Genomic DNA, 15,362 nt, shown 5'->3' on the forward strand with positions numbered 1-15,362 from the left:
TCGATCGCTAGAGTCGACGAAGCCCGATGAATCCAGGAGGAAACCTAACCAATGATGCGAAAGAAGAGAACGGCACTGATTATTTTTTTATTGTTAATCGTATTGGCGGCCGCGGCCGTCGCGGGATGGATGTTCTACAAGGAAAAAAATAAAACCGTCAACGTCCATGAACCGCGGCCGCTGACGAAGGTCGAATCCGTCGCGGAGCCGAAGGACCGCTACGACGTCATCGTGGCGGGCACCGATCCCGAGGGCGTCGCCGCGTCGATCTCAGCCGCGCGAAACGGGCTGAGCGTGCTGCTCGTCGACGGGCGGGAGCGCGAAATCCTCGGCGGACTGATGACGCTGGGCTGGCTCAACTCGCTTGACTTGAACTATTCGCCGGAGCAGCCGAAGCTGTCCGGCAAGCTGAATTTTTTGAACAAGGGTATTTTTCAAGAATGGTACGACCGGATCGAAGGCACGTCCTTCGACGTGAACACGGCGGCCAACGCCTTCTACGAGATGGTGAAGGACGAGCCGAATATCGACCTGATGATGAAGGTCCGGAGCATGGAACCGGTCGTCGGTACGTGGAAACCCGCCGCGGCCATCGAGGGGATACGAATCGTGGACGCTGGGGGAACCGCGCATGAAGTGAAAGCGGGGGCCGTCATCGACGCGACGCAGGACGCCGACATCGCCGCACTCGCCGGCGCGCCGTACACGATCGGCAGGCAAGATATCGGACGGCCGCAGGATCAGATGGCCGTCACGCTCGTGTTCAAGATGAGCGGCGTCACCCAGAAGGTGTGGGATTCGTTCGCGAACATCGGCGACGGAACGGGCATCGACAGCATGAGCGCTTGGGGCTTCTTGAAGGCGCGCGAATACGTGTCCTCCAATCCGGAACGGGTCGGCATCCGAGCGCTGAACGTTGGCAGGCAGAACGACGATACGATTTTGATCAACGCTATGCACATCTTCGGCATCGACCCGCTGAATCCGGCTTCCGTGCAGGAAGCGCTTGAGATCGGCACGAAGGAAGCGCCGCTTATCGTGGACTACCTGCGCAAGACGTACAAGGAGTTGAAGGACGTAGAGTTCGCAGGCGTCGCGCCCGAGCTTTACGTCAGGGAGACGCGCCATATCGAAGGGGAATACCGCCTCACGACCGTGGACGTGGTGGACAACCGGGATTTCTGGGACGCCATCGCTTACGGCTCCTATAAGGTCGATATTCAGCGTTTGAACGCGCAGGACCGCGGCGCGATCGTCGTGGCGCCGGAGCAGTACGGCGTGCCCTTCCGCACGCTCGTTCCGCTCGGCGTAGACAACCTGCTAGTCGTCGGTCGCGCCGCAAGCTTCGATACGATCCCTCACGGCAGCGCGCGCGTCATCCCGCTCGGCATGGCGACCGGCGAAGCGGCCGGCGCGGCGGTGAAGCTGGCGGCGGAGCGGAGCCTCTCGTTCCGCGAGCTGTCGCAGTCGAAGGAAGGGATCGTCGAGCTCCGCGAGCGCCTGACGAAGCAGGGCATGGAGCTGACCCGCGCGAAGTTCGAAACGCCGGCATACGCGAAGCATAAATATTATAAAGGGCTGCTGGCCGCCGTCAGCATGTCGCTCACGTTCGGCGGCGACCACAACGACGCCTGGAACCTCGACGGTATCGCCACGGCCGGACAATTCGCCAACAACATGCAGATGGTGAAGACGGTCCATGCCGATTTCTTCGGCGGCAATCCGTACGAGGCGATCGCCGATCTGGATGAGCCGGCCAAGCTGCCGCTTACGCTGGAGCAGCTCGCGTATACGGTTTGCTTAAGCGCCGGCTTATCCGTAGAGCCGCAAGGCGCGTTAACCGAGCTCAAGAATCGCGGCTGGCTCGCCGAATCGACGCTGGCCGAGATCGAAGACACCGAGGAACTGAAGGTCGGCGAAGTGTTCTCGCTGGTGCGGGATGTGGTCGAGTTCGCGGTTGGCGTTGTTTACGAGTGACTGACGAAGAAAGTGACTGACGAAGAACAGGGATGCGTAACTGGCGAAACGTAGAGCACTACGAGGGAGCGCATCTTTCATACGAGCCGTTCGCCTGGGCAGAGCATTGGGTCGATTGCGACCGAGTGCTCTTTTTTGTCAAAAACATGAAGGAGCGATGGCGATGGGAGAAAGAAGAAACGTGGCGGTGTTGGTGTACGAGGGAGTGGATTCGCTAGACGTGACAGGGCCCTTCGACGTATTCGCGGTGGCGAGCGATTGGGGGCGGGATTTCCATGTGTACACGGTGGGGATGGAGAAGAGCGCGGTGAGGACGGTGAGCGGCCTTACCCTGATGCCGACCTATGGCGCTCGCGACGGCGACTGTCCCGATCCGGATATTCTTGTCATTCCCGGCGGATGGGGCGCCCGCAAGGAGATGTATAACGCGGAGCTGACGGAATGGATCGGAGCGGAATGCGCGCGGGCGGAGCTTACGTTATCCGTCTGCACGGGCGCGCTGCTGCTGGCCAAAGCGGGCGTGCTCGAAGGTTTGAGGGCGACGACGAACCGCAGGGCGATGGAGCTGCTCCGGGAAGCGGCTCCCGCCAGCGCGACGATCGTCGAGGATGTCCGTTACGTCGACAACGGACGAATCGTTCTATCCGCCGGCGTCACGGCGGGGATCGATGCGGCGCTCTACATCGTTTCCAAGCTGCACGGAGAAGAAAGGGCGACGGACACCGCCTCCAAGTTGGAGTACGAATGGCATCGCGAGCCTAACGCATGCGCGGGCGACGTCCGCAAGCCGCTCCATATTCGCAGAGCGAGGGCGGATGATGTGGATCGGCTTCGCGGATTGCTGTGCGAGGCTGCCCGGTGGATTCGCGCCGAGCACGGCTTCTGGCAATGGCGGGAGGAGATGTTTACCGCCGAGAGGGTATCCGCCTATGTGGCCAGCCACGAGATGTTCGTCGCCTTCCGGGGCGGGGAGCTGGTTGGCTGCTTCTCCGTCCACTGGGCATATGAAGAAATATGGGGAGAACAATTCCATGACGACGCGGGTTACGTGCATCGGCTGGCGGTGGCGCGTTCGTGCAAGGGCGAGGGGATCGGCAGCGAGCTGCTGGCCTTTGCCGAGCAATACATCCGGGAGAAGGGGAAGCGTTGGATGCGCCTCGACTGCATGGCGGACAATCCCGGCCTTAACCGGTATTATGAACGGTCGGGTTTCATCCTTAAAGGCAGGTTTGACGGGGAAGGCTGGAGCGCGAATTTGTATGAGAAGGAATTAAGGCGAGAAGGCGCTACGCCCTGATTCCTTTGAATACATTGGCAGCTTCATACCCAGTAAAAAGGGAGAGAAAATCGCTGTTCGGCTACAGCCAGCCCAACATGGAACCAGATTTCCTGCAGATCTGCAGGAATTCCCAGTCAAACGAGCCGGAAATCAATTAAATCCTACACTCCGTACATCAATTTTGCCAATAATGAGCGACTGTGGCGGGAAAACGGCTGAAATTGATGTACGGAGTGCAGGAATGTCTAATACACGATTGGCTCGCTTCAAAAATGATGCACAAACTGCATCAATTAAGTCGGCAAGAATCAGCCAACCGGCACCGCGGCATCGATTTTTTCCAGCAGGAAGGTCTTAAACGCGTGGAGTTCGTTCTGGTTATAGCGGGCAGGCGCTGCGTTCGAAGCGTATTCGTTTATCGCGTTCTCGGCGAAGGGGCGAAGCGGCTCAGGGAGCGCGCCGGCTGCCCATTGGCATGCATCCGTCTTGGAAAGGATCGACCCCGTTTCCTTGTAAGCCCAAATGCGAAGCAGCGACAGGACGCCTTCATTCTCCAGGTCGCCGCTTAGCTTGGCGCTGTAGTCCGCATCGGCCCTGATGGAATGCCAGAAATCCGATTCCGGCACGTCGGGCAATATTGCGCTTGGTTCGGGGCCGTACAAGGTGACACCGAACTGCTTCGTAAGCCTGACGTGGCAAGCGAGGTCGCTGTCCGTCGCGTCTCCTTCGAACCGCCAGAACAAGTCATCCTCCCGGGCTTCCATCGCTTCGAACCGCTTCCGCCAATGTTCGCTGAAATGGAATTGATACGGCGTTGGATAGCTCCACTTCTCCATATCCGACTTCAATACGATGCTTGCTTCCACGTGCACCGGCTGGCGGTGCAGGCTGAGGAAAGCGATCATCAGCTTAAAACGTTCCTTGGCGGAGAGCGCCCGGTCGACGACGATCAACAGGTCGAGGTCGCTTCGCTCAGGCAGGAAGCTGCCGAGCGAGATGCTGCCGTGCACATACACGCCTATGAGCGATTTCCCCAGGTAATCGTGCAAATAGTTCCGGATCAGGTCTGCTTGCCGCCTCACGTCCGGCGGGCAGTCCTTCCAGTCATAACTTTTCATGATGTTCCTCCTTCAATGTTCACGTTGCATCTTACTTCGCAAACATTGTCTTTATTCCGATCCATCGTTCGTGAACCGCTATAAAGAAATGTAAATCCTTGGAGCGATGGCCGCAAGGTGAGAGGAAATCTATAGTCAAACTTTACCGTTCGGCCCCCAACGATTCAGCTATACTTAAAAACATGAGAACCAAGAAGCTGGATGTCGGGGAAAGAGGAAGATACGGAAATGGAACAAACGATAGACGAGATATTGCAACGACTCGCCCATCTAAACCTCATTGCGGCGGGGCGGCCGGAGGCGAAGGCGGTTAAAGGGACAACCGAAGGACGGGTTTATATTTTATCCGAAAACGGTACGCCTTCGTACGTGCTCAAGCTGGAGGACGCGATTTACACGCGGGAAACGGCTGATTTTCTAAACCGGTATTCAGAGTCGCCGCTGCTGCCGACGCTCCTTCACGCGGATCCGGAGCACCGTTATTTGTTGTATGCCTACCAACGGGGAACGACACATATCAACAGGGGAAGCAAGCTGGACTGGATGAATAGGCTCGCGGCCGGGCTGCTTAATCATTACACCCCCGAGCAGGAGTTCCGGGACTTCGGAAGGCCGGATTCGCCTTGCCGGACATGGCGCGAATTTAATCGGAGAAGCCTCGAGTTCGCCAAAGAGACAATCGGGGACGTTCTTCCCGCGAAGGATCATAAGATTGCCGAAAGGACATGGGAGGAAAAACTGCGGGACTGGGGCGCGGACGACAAGTATTGGCTGCACGGCGATACGGGCGTTCATAATTTCGTCTTCCATGAGGAGAAGATGGCCGGCGTCATCGACCCGTCGCCGATCGCCGGGCCGATACTTTATGATTTCACGTACGCGTTCTGCTCGTCTCCCGACGACTTGAACGTCGAAACGCTGCTGCGCGCCTATGAAGGATTAAGCGTCCAAAGGGCCGAGCCTTCGGAGGTCATGCTCGAGACGGCATTCCAGCTTTACTGCAGGATCGCGATTTGCCTCATGCACCATCCGCAGGATTTGCCCGCTTATTTGGCGGCTTGGCCTTCATGGGCGACCATGATGGAGGAACTGCTGGATTAACGCTGCGGTTCCTCAAGCTCAAGCGTGACGGGGCAGTGGTCGCTTCCGAGAATATGGGCATCGATGCCGGCATCCTTCACCGAAGGAACGAGCCGCTCCGATACGAGGAAGTAGTCGATGCGCCAACCCACGTTGCGCTCGCGGACCTTCGGCATAAAGGACCACCAGGTGAACGCATCCGACCGTTCGGGATAGAGGCGCCGGAACGTATCGGCGAAGCCTGAATCGAGCAATTTTGTCATACATTCGCGCTCCTCCGCCGTAAAGCCGGAGTTGCCGTGGTTGGACTTCGCGTTTTTGAGATCGATCTCTTGATGGGCGACGTTGAGGTCTCCGCATACGACGACGGGCTTTAGCTTGTCCAGCTCGTTCAGGTAGCACATGAATCGGGCTTCCCACTCCAGACGATAGTCCAGGCGGGAGAGGTCGCGCTTGGCGTTCGGCGTATAGACGGTCACCATGTAGAAATGCTCGAATTCCAGCGTAATGACGCGGCCTTCGGGCTCCTCGTCGGTTTCAAGCCCGTACCGGACGGAGAGCGGCTTGATCCGTGAGAAAATTGCCGTGCCGGAATATCCTTTTTTCTGCGCGTAATTCCAGAATTGATGGTAATCTTCTCCCAGCGGGAGCTCGATCTGGCCTTCCTGCAGTTTCGTCTCTTGAAGGCAGAAGATATCCGCGTCCTTCTCGCGGAAGTAGTCCAGGAACCCTTTGCCCACGCAGGCGCGCAGACCGTTCACGTTCCATGAAACCAATTTGATCGTCATGTCGATTCGTCTCCTTGAGTTGATATATGTGTGTGTTCAAAAAGTCCGGTTTTCAGCACATGAGCTTATGCTTCCGATGCTGCGTTTTTTTCAAAAACGCTGTAGAAGGTTGGATGAAGCTAGGAACTGAGGAGCGGAGCGTAGTGGCAGCTACGTGAGCACCGGAAGGTCCGGCTGAATTCAAGATTCGATGCCGAATAAGCTTCCTGAAAACCTTCGTGATCAAAATTGGACTTTTTGAACTTCCTCTATAGTCATTCAAAAATAACAAACCTAGTAAAGATATACAACCGCTTCGGACGAAATTGTGATAGAATTAGAGAACATACGTTTGTAAATTGGAAGCTGGTTGGAAGGAGAAGTTATGAAAAAAGCATCAAAATCGGGTGGATGGAACACCTATTACGACATGCTGAGCAAATATTTGTTCCCGCATAAAGGCGCATTGATCGCGCTGACGCTCCTGCTGTTCGGCCTGATCGGGCTGCAGCTCGCGAATCCGCAGGTCATCCGCTTCTTCATCGACACGGCCGGCTCCGACGAACCGCTGGAGACGCTTATGTACGCCGCGCTGTTATTCATCGGGTTCTCGATCGCGCAGCAGATTATCGCCGTCGTGTCGACCTACGCCAGCGAGAACTTGGCATGGCGAACGACGAATAAGCTTCGCGGCGATCTGGCGGAGCATTGCCTCAAGCTTGACATGACGTTCCATAAGTCCAACACCTCGGGCTCCCTGATCGAGCGGGTGGACGGGGACGTGAACGCGCTGGCGAATTTTTTCTCCAGCTTCATCATCCATTTGGGCGGCAACTTGCTGCTCATGGCAGGCATCATCATTCTTCTCTTCCACGAAAATGTTTGGATCGGCGCGGGCATGCTGCTTTTCGTCGCGTTCGCGATCGTGATCGTGCAGCATATTCGCAAATATGCCGCCCCGGTCTGGCGAGATTGGCGGCAAGTGAACGCGGAATATTACGGCTTCGTGGGCGAGCATCTGGAAGGAACGGAGGACACAAGGGCGAACGGCGCTTCCGGCTATGTCATGGGCCGCTTCTACGGACTGCTCCGCCGCATGCTTCCGCTTCGAAGGAAGGCGTTCCTCGGCTTCGCGTCGATGTGGATCACGACGGTCATCGTCTTCGCCCTCGGCAACGCGATGGCGTTCGCGATCAGCGCCTTTCTGTGGAAGTCGGGCGCGATCACAATCGGCACAGTTTATTTGATCTTCTTCTACACGGAGCTGCTTGCCAAGCCGATCGAGAAGATCCGGACGCAAATCGAGGATCTGCAGAAGGCGGATGCCAGCTTGCACCGTATTCGCGAGCTGCTCTCCATGAAGCCTAGCGTGCAAGACGGACCGGGGGCGAAGCTTGCGGAAGGGCCGCTGGCCGTTTCCTTCCGGGGCATGACGTTCGGCTACGACGATTCGCCAACGATCAAGCGATTGAACTTGGAGCTGAAGCCGGGCGAGGTCCTCGGCCTTCTCGGACGAACGGGCAGCGGGAAGACGACGATCGCGAGGCTGCTGCTTCGGTTCTACGATCCGCAGCAGGGCGAGATCGCGTTGAACGGAATCGACATTCGTTCGCTCAAGCTTGCCGAGCTCAGGAACGCGGTCGCGCTCGTGACGCAAAACATCGAAATTCTGCAAGGGACCGTCCGGGACAACTTAACGTTTTATGACGAAGCTATTACGGACGGAGCCATCCATGACGTGCTGGAAGAGCTGGGATTGGGAGACTGGCTCCGTTCGCTGAAGGACGGTCTCGATACGCCGCTTGATTCGGGCGGCGGAAGCCTGTCGGCGGGAGAAGCGCAGCTGCTGGCTTTCGCGCGCGTCTTCTTGCAGAACCCAGGACTCGTTATCCTTGACGAAGCTTCCTCCCGGTTAGATCCGCTTACCGAGCAGCGCCTCGAGAAAGCGGTCGACCGGCTGCTGCGGGAGCGCACATGCATCATCATCGCCCACCGGCTGTCCACGATTCAACGGGCGGACCGGATCGCGATCATGGAACATGGCGTACTGGCGGAGAGCGGCGAGCGGGAGAAGCTGGCCGGCGACCCGTCTTCCCGGTTCAGCCGCATGCTGGCGGTCGGTCTAGAGGAGGTGTCGGTATGAGTACGTTCCGCTTTATGATGCGATTGATCGGATATCGGAAAAGCTGGTACATCGCCAACGCGGTAATGTGGACGATTATTTATTTGATGCCGGTATTCCCCGGCCTCATTACCAAAGCGTTTTTCGACTCCTTAACGTTGGACCGGCCAGCCGAGCTCGGCATCGGCCTGCTTGTGCTGCTGCTCATCGCGGCGGCCATAGCCAGAAGCGTATTTATTTGGTTCGGCTTCATTACGGACGTGAACTTCCGCTTCCGGGTGGGCATGCTTCTGCGGCGCAACCTGCTGGAGCATGTGCTGAAGGAGCCGGGGGCCAAAGCGATTCCTTGCTCGCCGGGGGAAGGCATCAGCTATTTCCGGGACGATGTTGACCAGTCGGAGGAGGCGGTAAGCTGGTCGGTCGACGCGTTCGGCATGACCTGCTTCGCGGCGGTATCCTGCTATATTCTGATCGGGATCGACGCGGGGATGACTTTGCTCGTGTTCCTGCCTCTCGTGCTGGTCGTTACCGTGGCCCAGCTAGCGACGACTCGGCTTCAGAAGTACCGGGAAGCAAGCAGGAAAGCGACATCGAAGGTAACGGGAGCCATCAGCGAAATGTTCGGCAACGTGCAAGCCATTCAAGTGGCAGGCGCGGAGAAAAGGGTCGTCGACCGCTTCAGGGCGCTCGGGGAAAATCGCCGCCGCTCTATGCTGAAGGATAAGCTCATGACGGAAGTGCTCGATTCCATCTTCTCCAACACGGTTAATCTCGGCACGGGACTTATCCTGCTGCTCGCTGGGCAGAAGATGAGGGGCGGGGAATTCACCGTCGGGGACTTCGCTTTATTTGTCTATTATTTGACGTTCGTAACCCAGTTTATTTCGAACTTCGGGAAGTTCTTGACCTTCTTCAAGCAGATGGGCGTCGCGCTCACGCGGCTGACGTTTATGCTTCAAGGTGCTCCGGCTGCCGTTCTGGCGGCCCATCTTCCGCTTGGCTTGAGAGGCGAAGAAGCCGCGATAGCCAGATCCGCCGCGAAGGCTGGCGCAGATTCCGGCGCTGCCGTGCTTTCGGGAGCATCGTCGAAGAACCGCGCGCCATCCGGCAACGGGAAGAATGCCGTCGCGGCGCAGCCGGATCGATTGGAGCTGCTGGAGGCGGTCGGACTGACTTACCGGTACCCGGAGACGGGTCGCGGCATAACGGATATCCAGTTAAGGCTTCCGAGAGGTTCCTTTACGGTCGTGACGGGGCCGATCGGCTCCGGCAAGACGACGCTCGCGCGCGTCCTGCTCGGGCTGCTGCCGAAGGACGGAGGCATCGTCCGCTGGAACGGCCGTTTGGTGAAGGAGGAGCTTGACGATTTCTTCATTCCGCCGAGGAGCGCTTACACCGCGCAAGTGCCGAGGTTATACAGCGACACGCTGCGCGAGAACATCCTGCTCGGACAGCCGGACGATGAAGTTAAATTAGAACGGGCTCTTCATACGGCGGTCATGGAAGAGGATCTCGTCCAGTTCCCCGAGGGACTCGGCACGGTCATCGGGCCTCGCGGCGTGAAGCTTTCCGGCGGCCAGGCGCAGCGGACCGCTGCAGCCCGCATGCTGGTCAGGGAGGCGGAGCTGTTCGTCTTCGACGACTTGTCCAGCGCGCTGGACGTGGAGACGGAGGAAAAGTTATGGTCGCGGTTATTCAGCGAACGCGGAGACGCGACCTGCCTCGTCGTCTCCCATCGCAAGGCCGCGCTTGCCAAGGCCGACCATATCATCGTCTTGAAAGACGGCATGATCGAAGCGGAAGGGACGTCGGAATCGCTGCTGGCTAGCAGCGACTCGTTCCGCAAGCTCTGGTACGGCGATCATGGCGACGGCGTCGGCTAAGTAGGCGAATAAGTAAAAAATGGGCGGGGCGATTCGTTCATTCTGGATGAAAGCAAGGCGGCGCATCGTGATGAACGATAGCGCCGCCTTTTTTTTGTTCTTCTGCTCATTTCAAAGTAATGGCATTGTTTAGAGCTTCAAACTTACGACCAGCACAATGGCAAGAATCGCGGTCAAAGCTACGGCCATGGTCGTCAAGTAACCGGTCAACGCGACAGTTCCGCCAGGCTGCGCGGTCAGCCGTTTCTTCAGCTTGCCGCCCATCACGCCCGCGACGATCAAGAACAGCAGAATGACCGTACCGCCGCCTTTCTCCATTAGGTCCAGCCAGAACGGTTTGTCTGAACTGAGTCCCATACGCACGATCATGATGACGCCGCTCGCCAGCACGACGACCGAAGCGGGGTGCGCGAGCCGACTGAACGTGCTGACGATCCGAACGGACAAGGCGTTCGCTTCAGGTTTGCCGAGCTGCCCTTTCAACATCGCGAGCATCATAATGACCGCTAGAATGGCACCGGCCCAAACCATCAAACCGGCCAAATGCGAAAATAACAACAAACCGTATTCCATTTGAATAACCTCCCATACTTGATCTAACGCGCGGTCGTTCGACCGGTTCCGTTATGCATTCCTCTATTCGCGCCGGCTTTCATCCATCGTCCCATTAGCACCAATATAGCAGGCAGAAGCATGCCTCGGATGATAAAGGTGTCCAGCAAGATGCCGATCGACATGATGAAACCGAACATGAACAGCTCCTGCATCGGCTGGGTCATGAGTACGCAGAACGTAGCCGCCAGAATGACGCCAGCCGATGAAATCACGCTCCCGGTCCGGGCAAGTCCTTCTTGGACGGCATTCTTCCAGGGAAGGCGCTTCGATTCTTCAGTGATCCTCGATACAAGCATGATGTTGTAGTCCACGCCAAGCGCAATCAGGAACACGAACGAGTAGAGCGGCAACCGGTAGCTGAACGCCTCGTAACCGAATCCATAGCGGAGGATGCCCCAGCCGATCCCGAGCGCCGCGGCATAGGACAGCAGCATCGTCGCCATCATCGCAATCCCGATCAGAATGGACCTTGCTTGGAAGAGAAGCATGATGGTGATGAGCAGAGTGACAAGCGCGAACACGACGATCGTATCCCGTTCGTTCATGTCTCTCACGTCCAGCTGCTGGGCTGTCTGCCCCGCAAAATGCAGGCGATACGCGTTCGGGTCAAATCCCGCTTCCCGAAGCATGTCGCGACTGCCGTCGCGCAGCGTCTTCACCGTTCGCAAAGCTTCTTTCTCGAATGGGTGATCCGTAAGCGTAAGTTCGAATCGAAAAGCTCTTCCCGAGCTCGAGAGCGACTCGCCTTGACTCGTCCCGCCGCCGATCCCTTCAAGGGAGCCTTGTTCGGTCCCTGCATCGGAGATACCGCTCACTTGACTCAGCTCTTTCCGAAGAGATGCCAGCATGCTTTGCCATTCATCGGTTATCTCCATCTTGGTCTCGCTCTCCAGCACAACCGTTACCGGAGCCAAAAGCCCTTCGGAGAAACTTTCTTCCAGCCTCTCGAATCCTGCCCTGGAAGACATGTCTTCCGGGAATGATTTTAAGAGATTAAAAGAGAAACCGATGCCTAGCGCATTGGCGGAAGCCGCGACCATCGCAACGGAGATGACGGCCGCGACTGCGGCTGGTCTCGTCGCGACAAGTCGCGCAACAGAATCCCAGAGGCCCCTCTTCTGTCGCTTGTCAGGCAGCTTCGGATGGGGAACGCGGATCGCCGCGCGGCCGGCGAGCGTGAACACGGCTGGGATAAGCGTGAGGCCTCCGAGCAGAATGACGATCATGGCAACGGTGAAGACAGGCGCGAACGAATGGTAAGGCTCGAAAGCGGCCGCGAACAACGCGATGACCGCAAGCAGCACCGTGCCCCCGCTGAAGAGGATCGGTTCCCCGACCTGCGACATCGCGGCGCGCATGGCTTCGTGTTTGGAGACCGTCCGGCCCAGCTCTTCGCGGAAGCGGGAGACGACGAAAAGGCAATAATCCGTCAGCACAGCGAATAACAAGATCATCATGATCGACAGGGCTTGTTTGTCGACGGCGATCCATCCCGCCTGCGCCGCGAGCCCAAGCAGCCGATCGACGACCGCGTACACGATTCCCGCGACGAGCAGCGGAAGCAAAGCAAGCAATGGCGAACGATAAATCGCGATAAGAATGACGAGAATCAGTCCGACCGTTGCGAGCAGAAGCACGAGATCGGCGTCAGAGAACAGCTTGACCGTATCGCCGGCAATCCCTGCGGGACCTGTTACGTCAAGCTTTAATCCATGAAGGCCTGTTTCTTCGGCATGCGCTCGGATTTCATCCAGCGTATCCAGGATCTCGCGGGAAGAGGCATCTTCGCGCATGGCCGCATTAAGCAGCATCGTGCTGCCGTCTTCGGATAAGAATCGTTCACGGACATCCACCGGTAAGCGGTGGAACGGCAACGAACTTGCCACGTGTTCGGGTTTCGAATCCGAAGATAACCATTCGCTTAGGGCAATGATCGATTCCAGCTGTTCCGGAGTGATCGGTCCCGAAGGATGATGGAAGACGAGCAGGGCGGCTGCCCCGTCTTCTGAAGGGAAATGGGTTTCGATCTGCTCTCTGGCTTCGGCTGACGGCGTACGTCCAAATGCACTGCCTTCGCTGCTGCCCACGGCATGTTCCTTTGCGCCGGGGGCAATGACCATGAGCACAATCAGAACCGATAGCCAAACGCCGACAACGGCAATACTGCCTCGGCGCGAGCTTACGGATTTTGTTAAGGCTTGGAGTGGGGATATCATGCGATCGCGACCTCCTGTTCTGGGATACAGGCTTCATCCTAGAACAGGAATATGAACAATCGATGAACGGAGTGTTACAAATAGGGGAGCGTTACGGAGAAGGACGTTCCGCTGCCGGGGACGCTGGTTACGTCGATGCGGCCTTCATGCAGTTCTATGATTCGGCGTGCGATGGACAACCCAAGCCCGCTTCCGGCGACGGCGCGATTCCGAGCTTTGTCGGCCTTGTAGAACCGATCGAAAAGGTAAGGGAGGTCGGAGGCGGGAATGCCGATCCCCGTATCCGTTACCGTGACGACGATGCCTTCTCTTCCGTCGGCGATATCGAGAACGATCCGGTCGCCCGGCCTGCAGAACTTGATGCTGTTCGAGATCAGATTCATCCAAACCTGGTACATAAGTCCTTCGTCCCCGCTGACCGTAACCTCGGGGAGATCCAGCTCTATGTCCAGCGATTTCTGCGACCATTGCCATTCCGTCACGATCAAGACTTGCCGCAGCTGCTCGTCCAAACGGAATTTATCCCTTTTTGGCAGCCCCGTTTCCCTATCCAGCGCCGCCAGCGTCAGCAGACCTTTGCTTAGCGAGGAGAGGCGCTTGCTCTCTTCGTGGATGATCGATAAATATTCGCGCTCTTCTTCCGGCGACGTTTCTCCGTTCAGGATCGCTTGCGTGAACCCTTGTATGGAAGTAACCGGCGTTTGGAATTCATGCGATACGTTGGCGACGAATTGTTGGCGCATCTCGTCGAGCCGCTCGAGCGACTGGGCCATCCTCGAGAAATGGCGGGCGAGATCCCCGATTTCATCGTTACGGCTCATGTTCAGCTCCATGCGGTAATTCCCGCCGGCGATGCGCTCGGTAGCGGCCTCCAGCGCTTTGAGCGGCTTCACGATGGTCCGGGTCAAAATAACGATTAAAGCCAGACTAATGAGGAACGCGTATCCCAACAGCAAAGCGAGGAGCACGCGGACATCACCGATCTGTTGCTCCAAATTGGGTTTTATGAAGAAAGCGTAGGTTTCCCCGTTCGCATCGAGCGGAAGACCTGCCGTATTACGAAGGCTGTTCTCGAAGAAAGCCATGATTTTTAATAAGCGGGATTGTTCCGGCAGGCCAAAGTAAGCTTCTCCGTCGATGACGTTACGCACAATGGAAGGGTCTAAGCGGGAATCCTTGAACGGATCTCCGAAAGAAACGCCGTTCTTCTCGTCTTTTGCCAAATAAACCTGAAAGCCCATTTTGGAAATACGGGTCAAATACTCGTCCAAAACCATTCCGGGCGACGCTTCGTACACCGCTTTTACTTGCTCCGCGATTGGAAGCACCTTTGTTTCGTTATGATGCTGAAGCCGTTTCGCGTAATAATAATTCGCTCCGAGCAGGGCGGCCGCAACGCTGAACACCGTAATGCCGATGAAGATCGCAACGATTCGCACGTACAAGGTTTTCATTTGCCCAGCGCCTCCAGCTTGTAGCCGATGCCGCGCACCGTCGCAATGACGAAGTCGTCGCCGGTTTCGCCGAATCGCTCCCGCAGCCTCTTGATATGGACGTCAATCGTGCGGCTGTCGCCTTCGTATGCCTCGCCCCATACCTGCCGAAGCAGTTGCTCGCGCGTGAAGATTTGGCCCGGGTGGCTCGCCAGCTGAGCAAGCAGCTCAAATTCCTTGAGCGGGAGCTGGACTTGCTGGCCGTTCACCGTTACTTCGTAACCTCTGCGGTCGATGACCGTTCCGTTCAGCGTTATCAGATCGGAGGAGACGACCCTGTATCTTCGCAGCAGCGCCTTGACCCGGAACAGAAGCTCGGCCGGTTCGAAAGGCTTCACTATATAATCGTCGGTTCCGGACAGGAAACCCCGAGCTTTGTCCTTTTGCTCGCCCTTCGCGGTCAGCAATATGACGGGGATGTCGTAATAATTGCGGATTTCCTCGCATACCGCAAGTCCGTCCTTGACTGGCATCATCACGTCCACGATGGCTAGATGAATGCCGCCGTTCCTCAGGATCGCGGTAGCATCTTCGCCGTTCTCGGCTTCGTGGACGGCATAACCTTCTTTTTTCAAATAAAATCGGAGCAGTTCCCGGATATGGGAATCGTCGTCCACGGTCAAAATTTGCAGTTTCATGGGTTGCCGCCTTTCTCGAATCCATTTGTTGTCTGGAGTTCCCTATTTATTTCTTTTCCCAATTGCGTTAATATGAAATTAACATTTATGATGCGTGCGACCGTCGCGAAGACGGTTTTTCTTTTTGAATTTAAGAAAGTATGGGCATGGTATTAATCAAGGAGAGTGAGCAAA

Annotated in this window: 11 protein-coding genes and 1 riboswitch; of the genes, 5 read left to right on the top strand and 6 right to left on the bottom strand. The window is 57.0% G+C overall.

The genetic code is table 11. The annotated features are described in order from the left end of the window. Nucleotides 1-51 precede the first annotated feature (51 nt). On the top strand, nt 52-1,977 hold the full coding sequence (locus RB620_RS08470) for an FAD-dependent oxidoreductase (protein WP_308093451.1): 1,926 nt from the start codon (nt 52-54) through the stop codon (nt 1,975-1,977). Between the two features lie 26 nt (nt 1,978-2,003). Then, a riboswitch (ZMP/ZTP riboswitch) is annotated at nt 2,004-2,084 on the top strand. Between the two features lie 56 nt (nt 2,085-2,140). Next, on the top strand, nt 2,141-3,274 hold the full coding sequence (locus tag RB620_RS08475) for a GNAT family N-acetyltransferase (RefSeq protein WP_308093453.1): 1,134 nt from the start codon (nt 2,141-2,143) through the stop codon (nt 3,272-3,274). Between the two features lie 290 nt (nt 3,275-3,564). On the opposite strand, the gene RB620_RS08480 is transcribed toward RB620_RS08475, so the two are convergent. After that, entirely contained in the window at nt 3,565-4,374 is an 810-nt protein-coding gene (locus RB620_RS08480) for an aminoglycoside adenylyltransferase domain-containing protein (RefSeq protein WP_308093455.1), read from the bottom strand. A gap of 228 nt (nt 4,375-4,602) precedes the next feature. Here RB620_RS08480 and RB620_RS08485 point away from each other — a divergent pair, with 228 nt between their 5' ends. Beyond that, a complete protein-coding gene (locus RB620_RS08485) occupies nt 4,603-5,475 on the top strand; it encodes a phosphotransferase (RefSeq protein WP_308093457.1) in 873 nt (290 codons plus the stop codon). Here RB620_RS08485 and RB620_RS08490 read toward each other — a convergent pair. Continuing rightward, entirely contained in the window at nt 5,472-6,236 is a 765-nt protein-coding gene (locus RB620_RS08490; protein ID WP_308093530.1) for an exodeoxyribonuclease III, read from the bottom strand. The two genes, RB620_RS08485 and RB620_RS08490, sit on opposite strands and share 4 nt — an antisense overlap. A gap of 370 nt (nt 6,237-6,606) precedes the next feature. Between RB620_RS08490 and RB620_RS08495 the strand changes: the two genes are divergently transcribed. Beyond that, nucleotides 6,607-8,364 carry an ABC transporter ATP-binding protein gene (locus RB620_RS08495; protein ID WP_308093459.1) on the top strand — a complete coding sequence of 586 codons (1,758 nt, stop codon included), beginning with the start codon at nt 6,607-6,609 and terminating at the stop codon, nt 8,362-8,364. Further along, the gene (locus RB620_RS08500; protein WP_308093461.1) at nt 8,361-10,226 is read left to right on the top strand and encodes an ABC transporter transmembrane domain-containing protein; all 1,866 of its coding nucleotides are present in this window, start codon (nt 8,361-8,363) and stop codon (nt 10,224-10,226) included. Before RB620_RS08495 ends, RB620_RS08500 begins: the two co-directional genes overlap by 4 nt. A 129-nt stretch (nt 10,227-10,355) precedes the next feature. Here the strand turns inward: RB620_RS08500 and RB620_RS08505 are convergent, their stop codons facing one another. The 4 genes from RB620_RS08505 to RB620_RS08520 form a co-directional block, all read right to left on the bottom strand. Continuing rightward, on the bottom strand, nt 10,356-10,799 hold the full coding sequence (locus tag RB620_RS08505) for a hypothetical protein (protein WP_308093463.1): 444 nt from the start codon (nt 10,797-10,799) through the stop codon (nt 10,356-10,358). A 23-nt stretch (nt 10,800-10,822) separates the two neighbouring features. Beyond that, nucleotides 10,823-13,057, bottom strand: coding sequence for an MMPL family transporter (locus RB620_RS08510; RefSeq protein ID WP_308093464.1), 2,235 nt, complete (start codon nt 13,055-13,057; stop codon nt 10,823-10,825). A gap of 74 nt (nt 13,058-13,131) precedes the next feature. Beyond that, nucleotides 13,132-14,511 (bottom strand): sensor histidine kinase, encoded by a 1,380-nt coding sequence (locus tag RB620_RS08515; protein WP_308093466.1) that lies wholly within the window; start codon nt 14,509-14,511, stop codon nt 13,132-13,134. Beyond that, nucleotides 14,508-15,188, bottom strand: coding sequence for a response regulator transcription factor (locus RB620_RS08520; protein ID WP_308093468.1), 681 nt, complete (start codon nt 15,186-15,188; stop codon nt 14,508-14,510). Before RB620_RS08520 ends, RB620_RS08515 begins: the two co-directional genes overlap by 4 nt. Nucleotides 15,189-15,362: the final 174 nt, after the last annotated feature.

The sequence above is a fragment of the Paenibacillus sp. LHD-117 genome, assembly GCF_030929555.1.
GTDB lineage: Bacteria > Bacillota > Bacilli > Paenibacillales > Paenibacillaceae > Pristimantibacillus.

What these genes read in the sequence shown, in the direction of transcription:
- RB620_RS08495 (WP_308093459.1), top strand. Translation starts at nt 6,607, where the DNA reads ATGAAAAAAGCATCAAAATCGGGTGGATGGAACACCTATTACGACATG.
- RB620_RS08505 (WP_308093463.1), bottom strand. Translation starts at nt 10,799, where the DNA reads ATGGAATACGGTTTGTTGTTATTTTCGCATTTGGCCGGTTTGATGGTT.
- RB620_RS08510 (WP_308093464.1), bottom strand. Translation starts at nt 13,057, where the DNA reads ATGATATCCCCACTCCAAGCCTTAACAAAATCCGTAAGCTCGCGCCGA.
- RB620_RS08475 (WP_308093453.1), top strand. Translation starts at nt 2,141, where the DNA reads ATGGGAGAAAGAAGAAACGTGGCGGTGTTGGTGTACGAGGGAGTGGAT.
- RB620_RS08470 (WP_308093451.1), top strand. Translation starts at nt 52, where the DNA reads ATGATGCGAAAGAAGAGAACGGCACTGATTATTTTTTTATTGTTAATC.
- RB620_RS08480 (WP_308093455.1), bottom strand. Translation starts at nt 4,374, where the DNA reads ATGAAAAGTTATGACTGGAAGGACTGCCCGCCGGACGTGAGGCGGCAA.
- RB620_RS08485 (WP_308093457.1), top strand. Translation starts at nt 4,603, where the DNA reads ATGGAACAAACGATAGACGAGATATTGCAACGACTCGCCCATCTAAAC.
- RB620_RS08520 (WP_308093468.1), bottom strand. Translation starts at nt 15,188, where the DNA reads ATGAAACTGCAAATTTTGACCGTGGACGACGATTCCCATATCCGGGAA.
- RB620_RS08500 (WP_308093461.1), top strand. Translation starts at nt 8,361, where the DNA reads ATGAGTACGTTCCGCTTTATGATGCGATTGATCGGATATCGGAAAAGC.
- RB620_RS08515 (WP_308093466.1), bottom strand. Translation starts at nt 14,511, where the DNA reads ATGAAAACCTTGTACGTGCGAATCGTTGCGATCTTCATCGGCATTACG.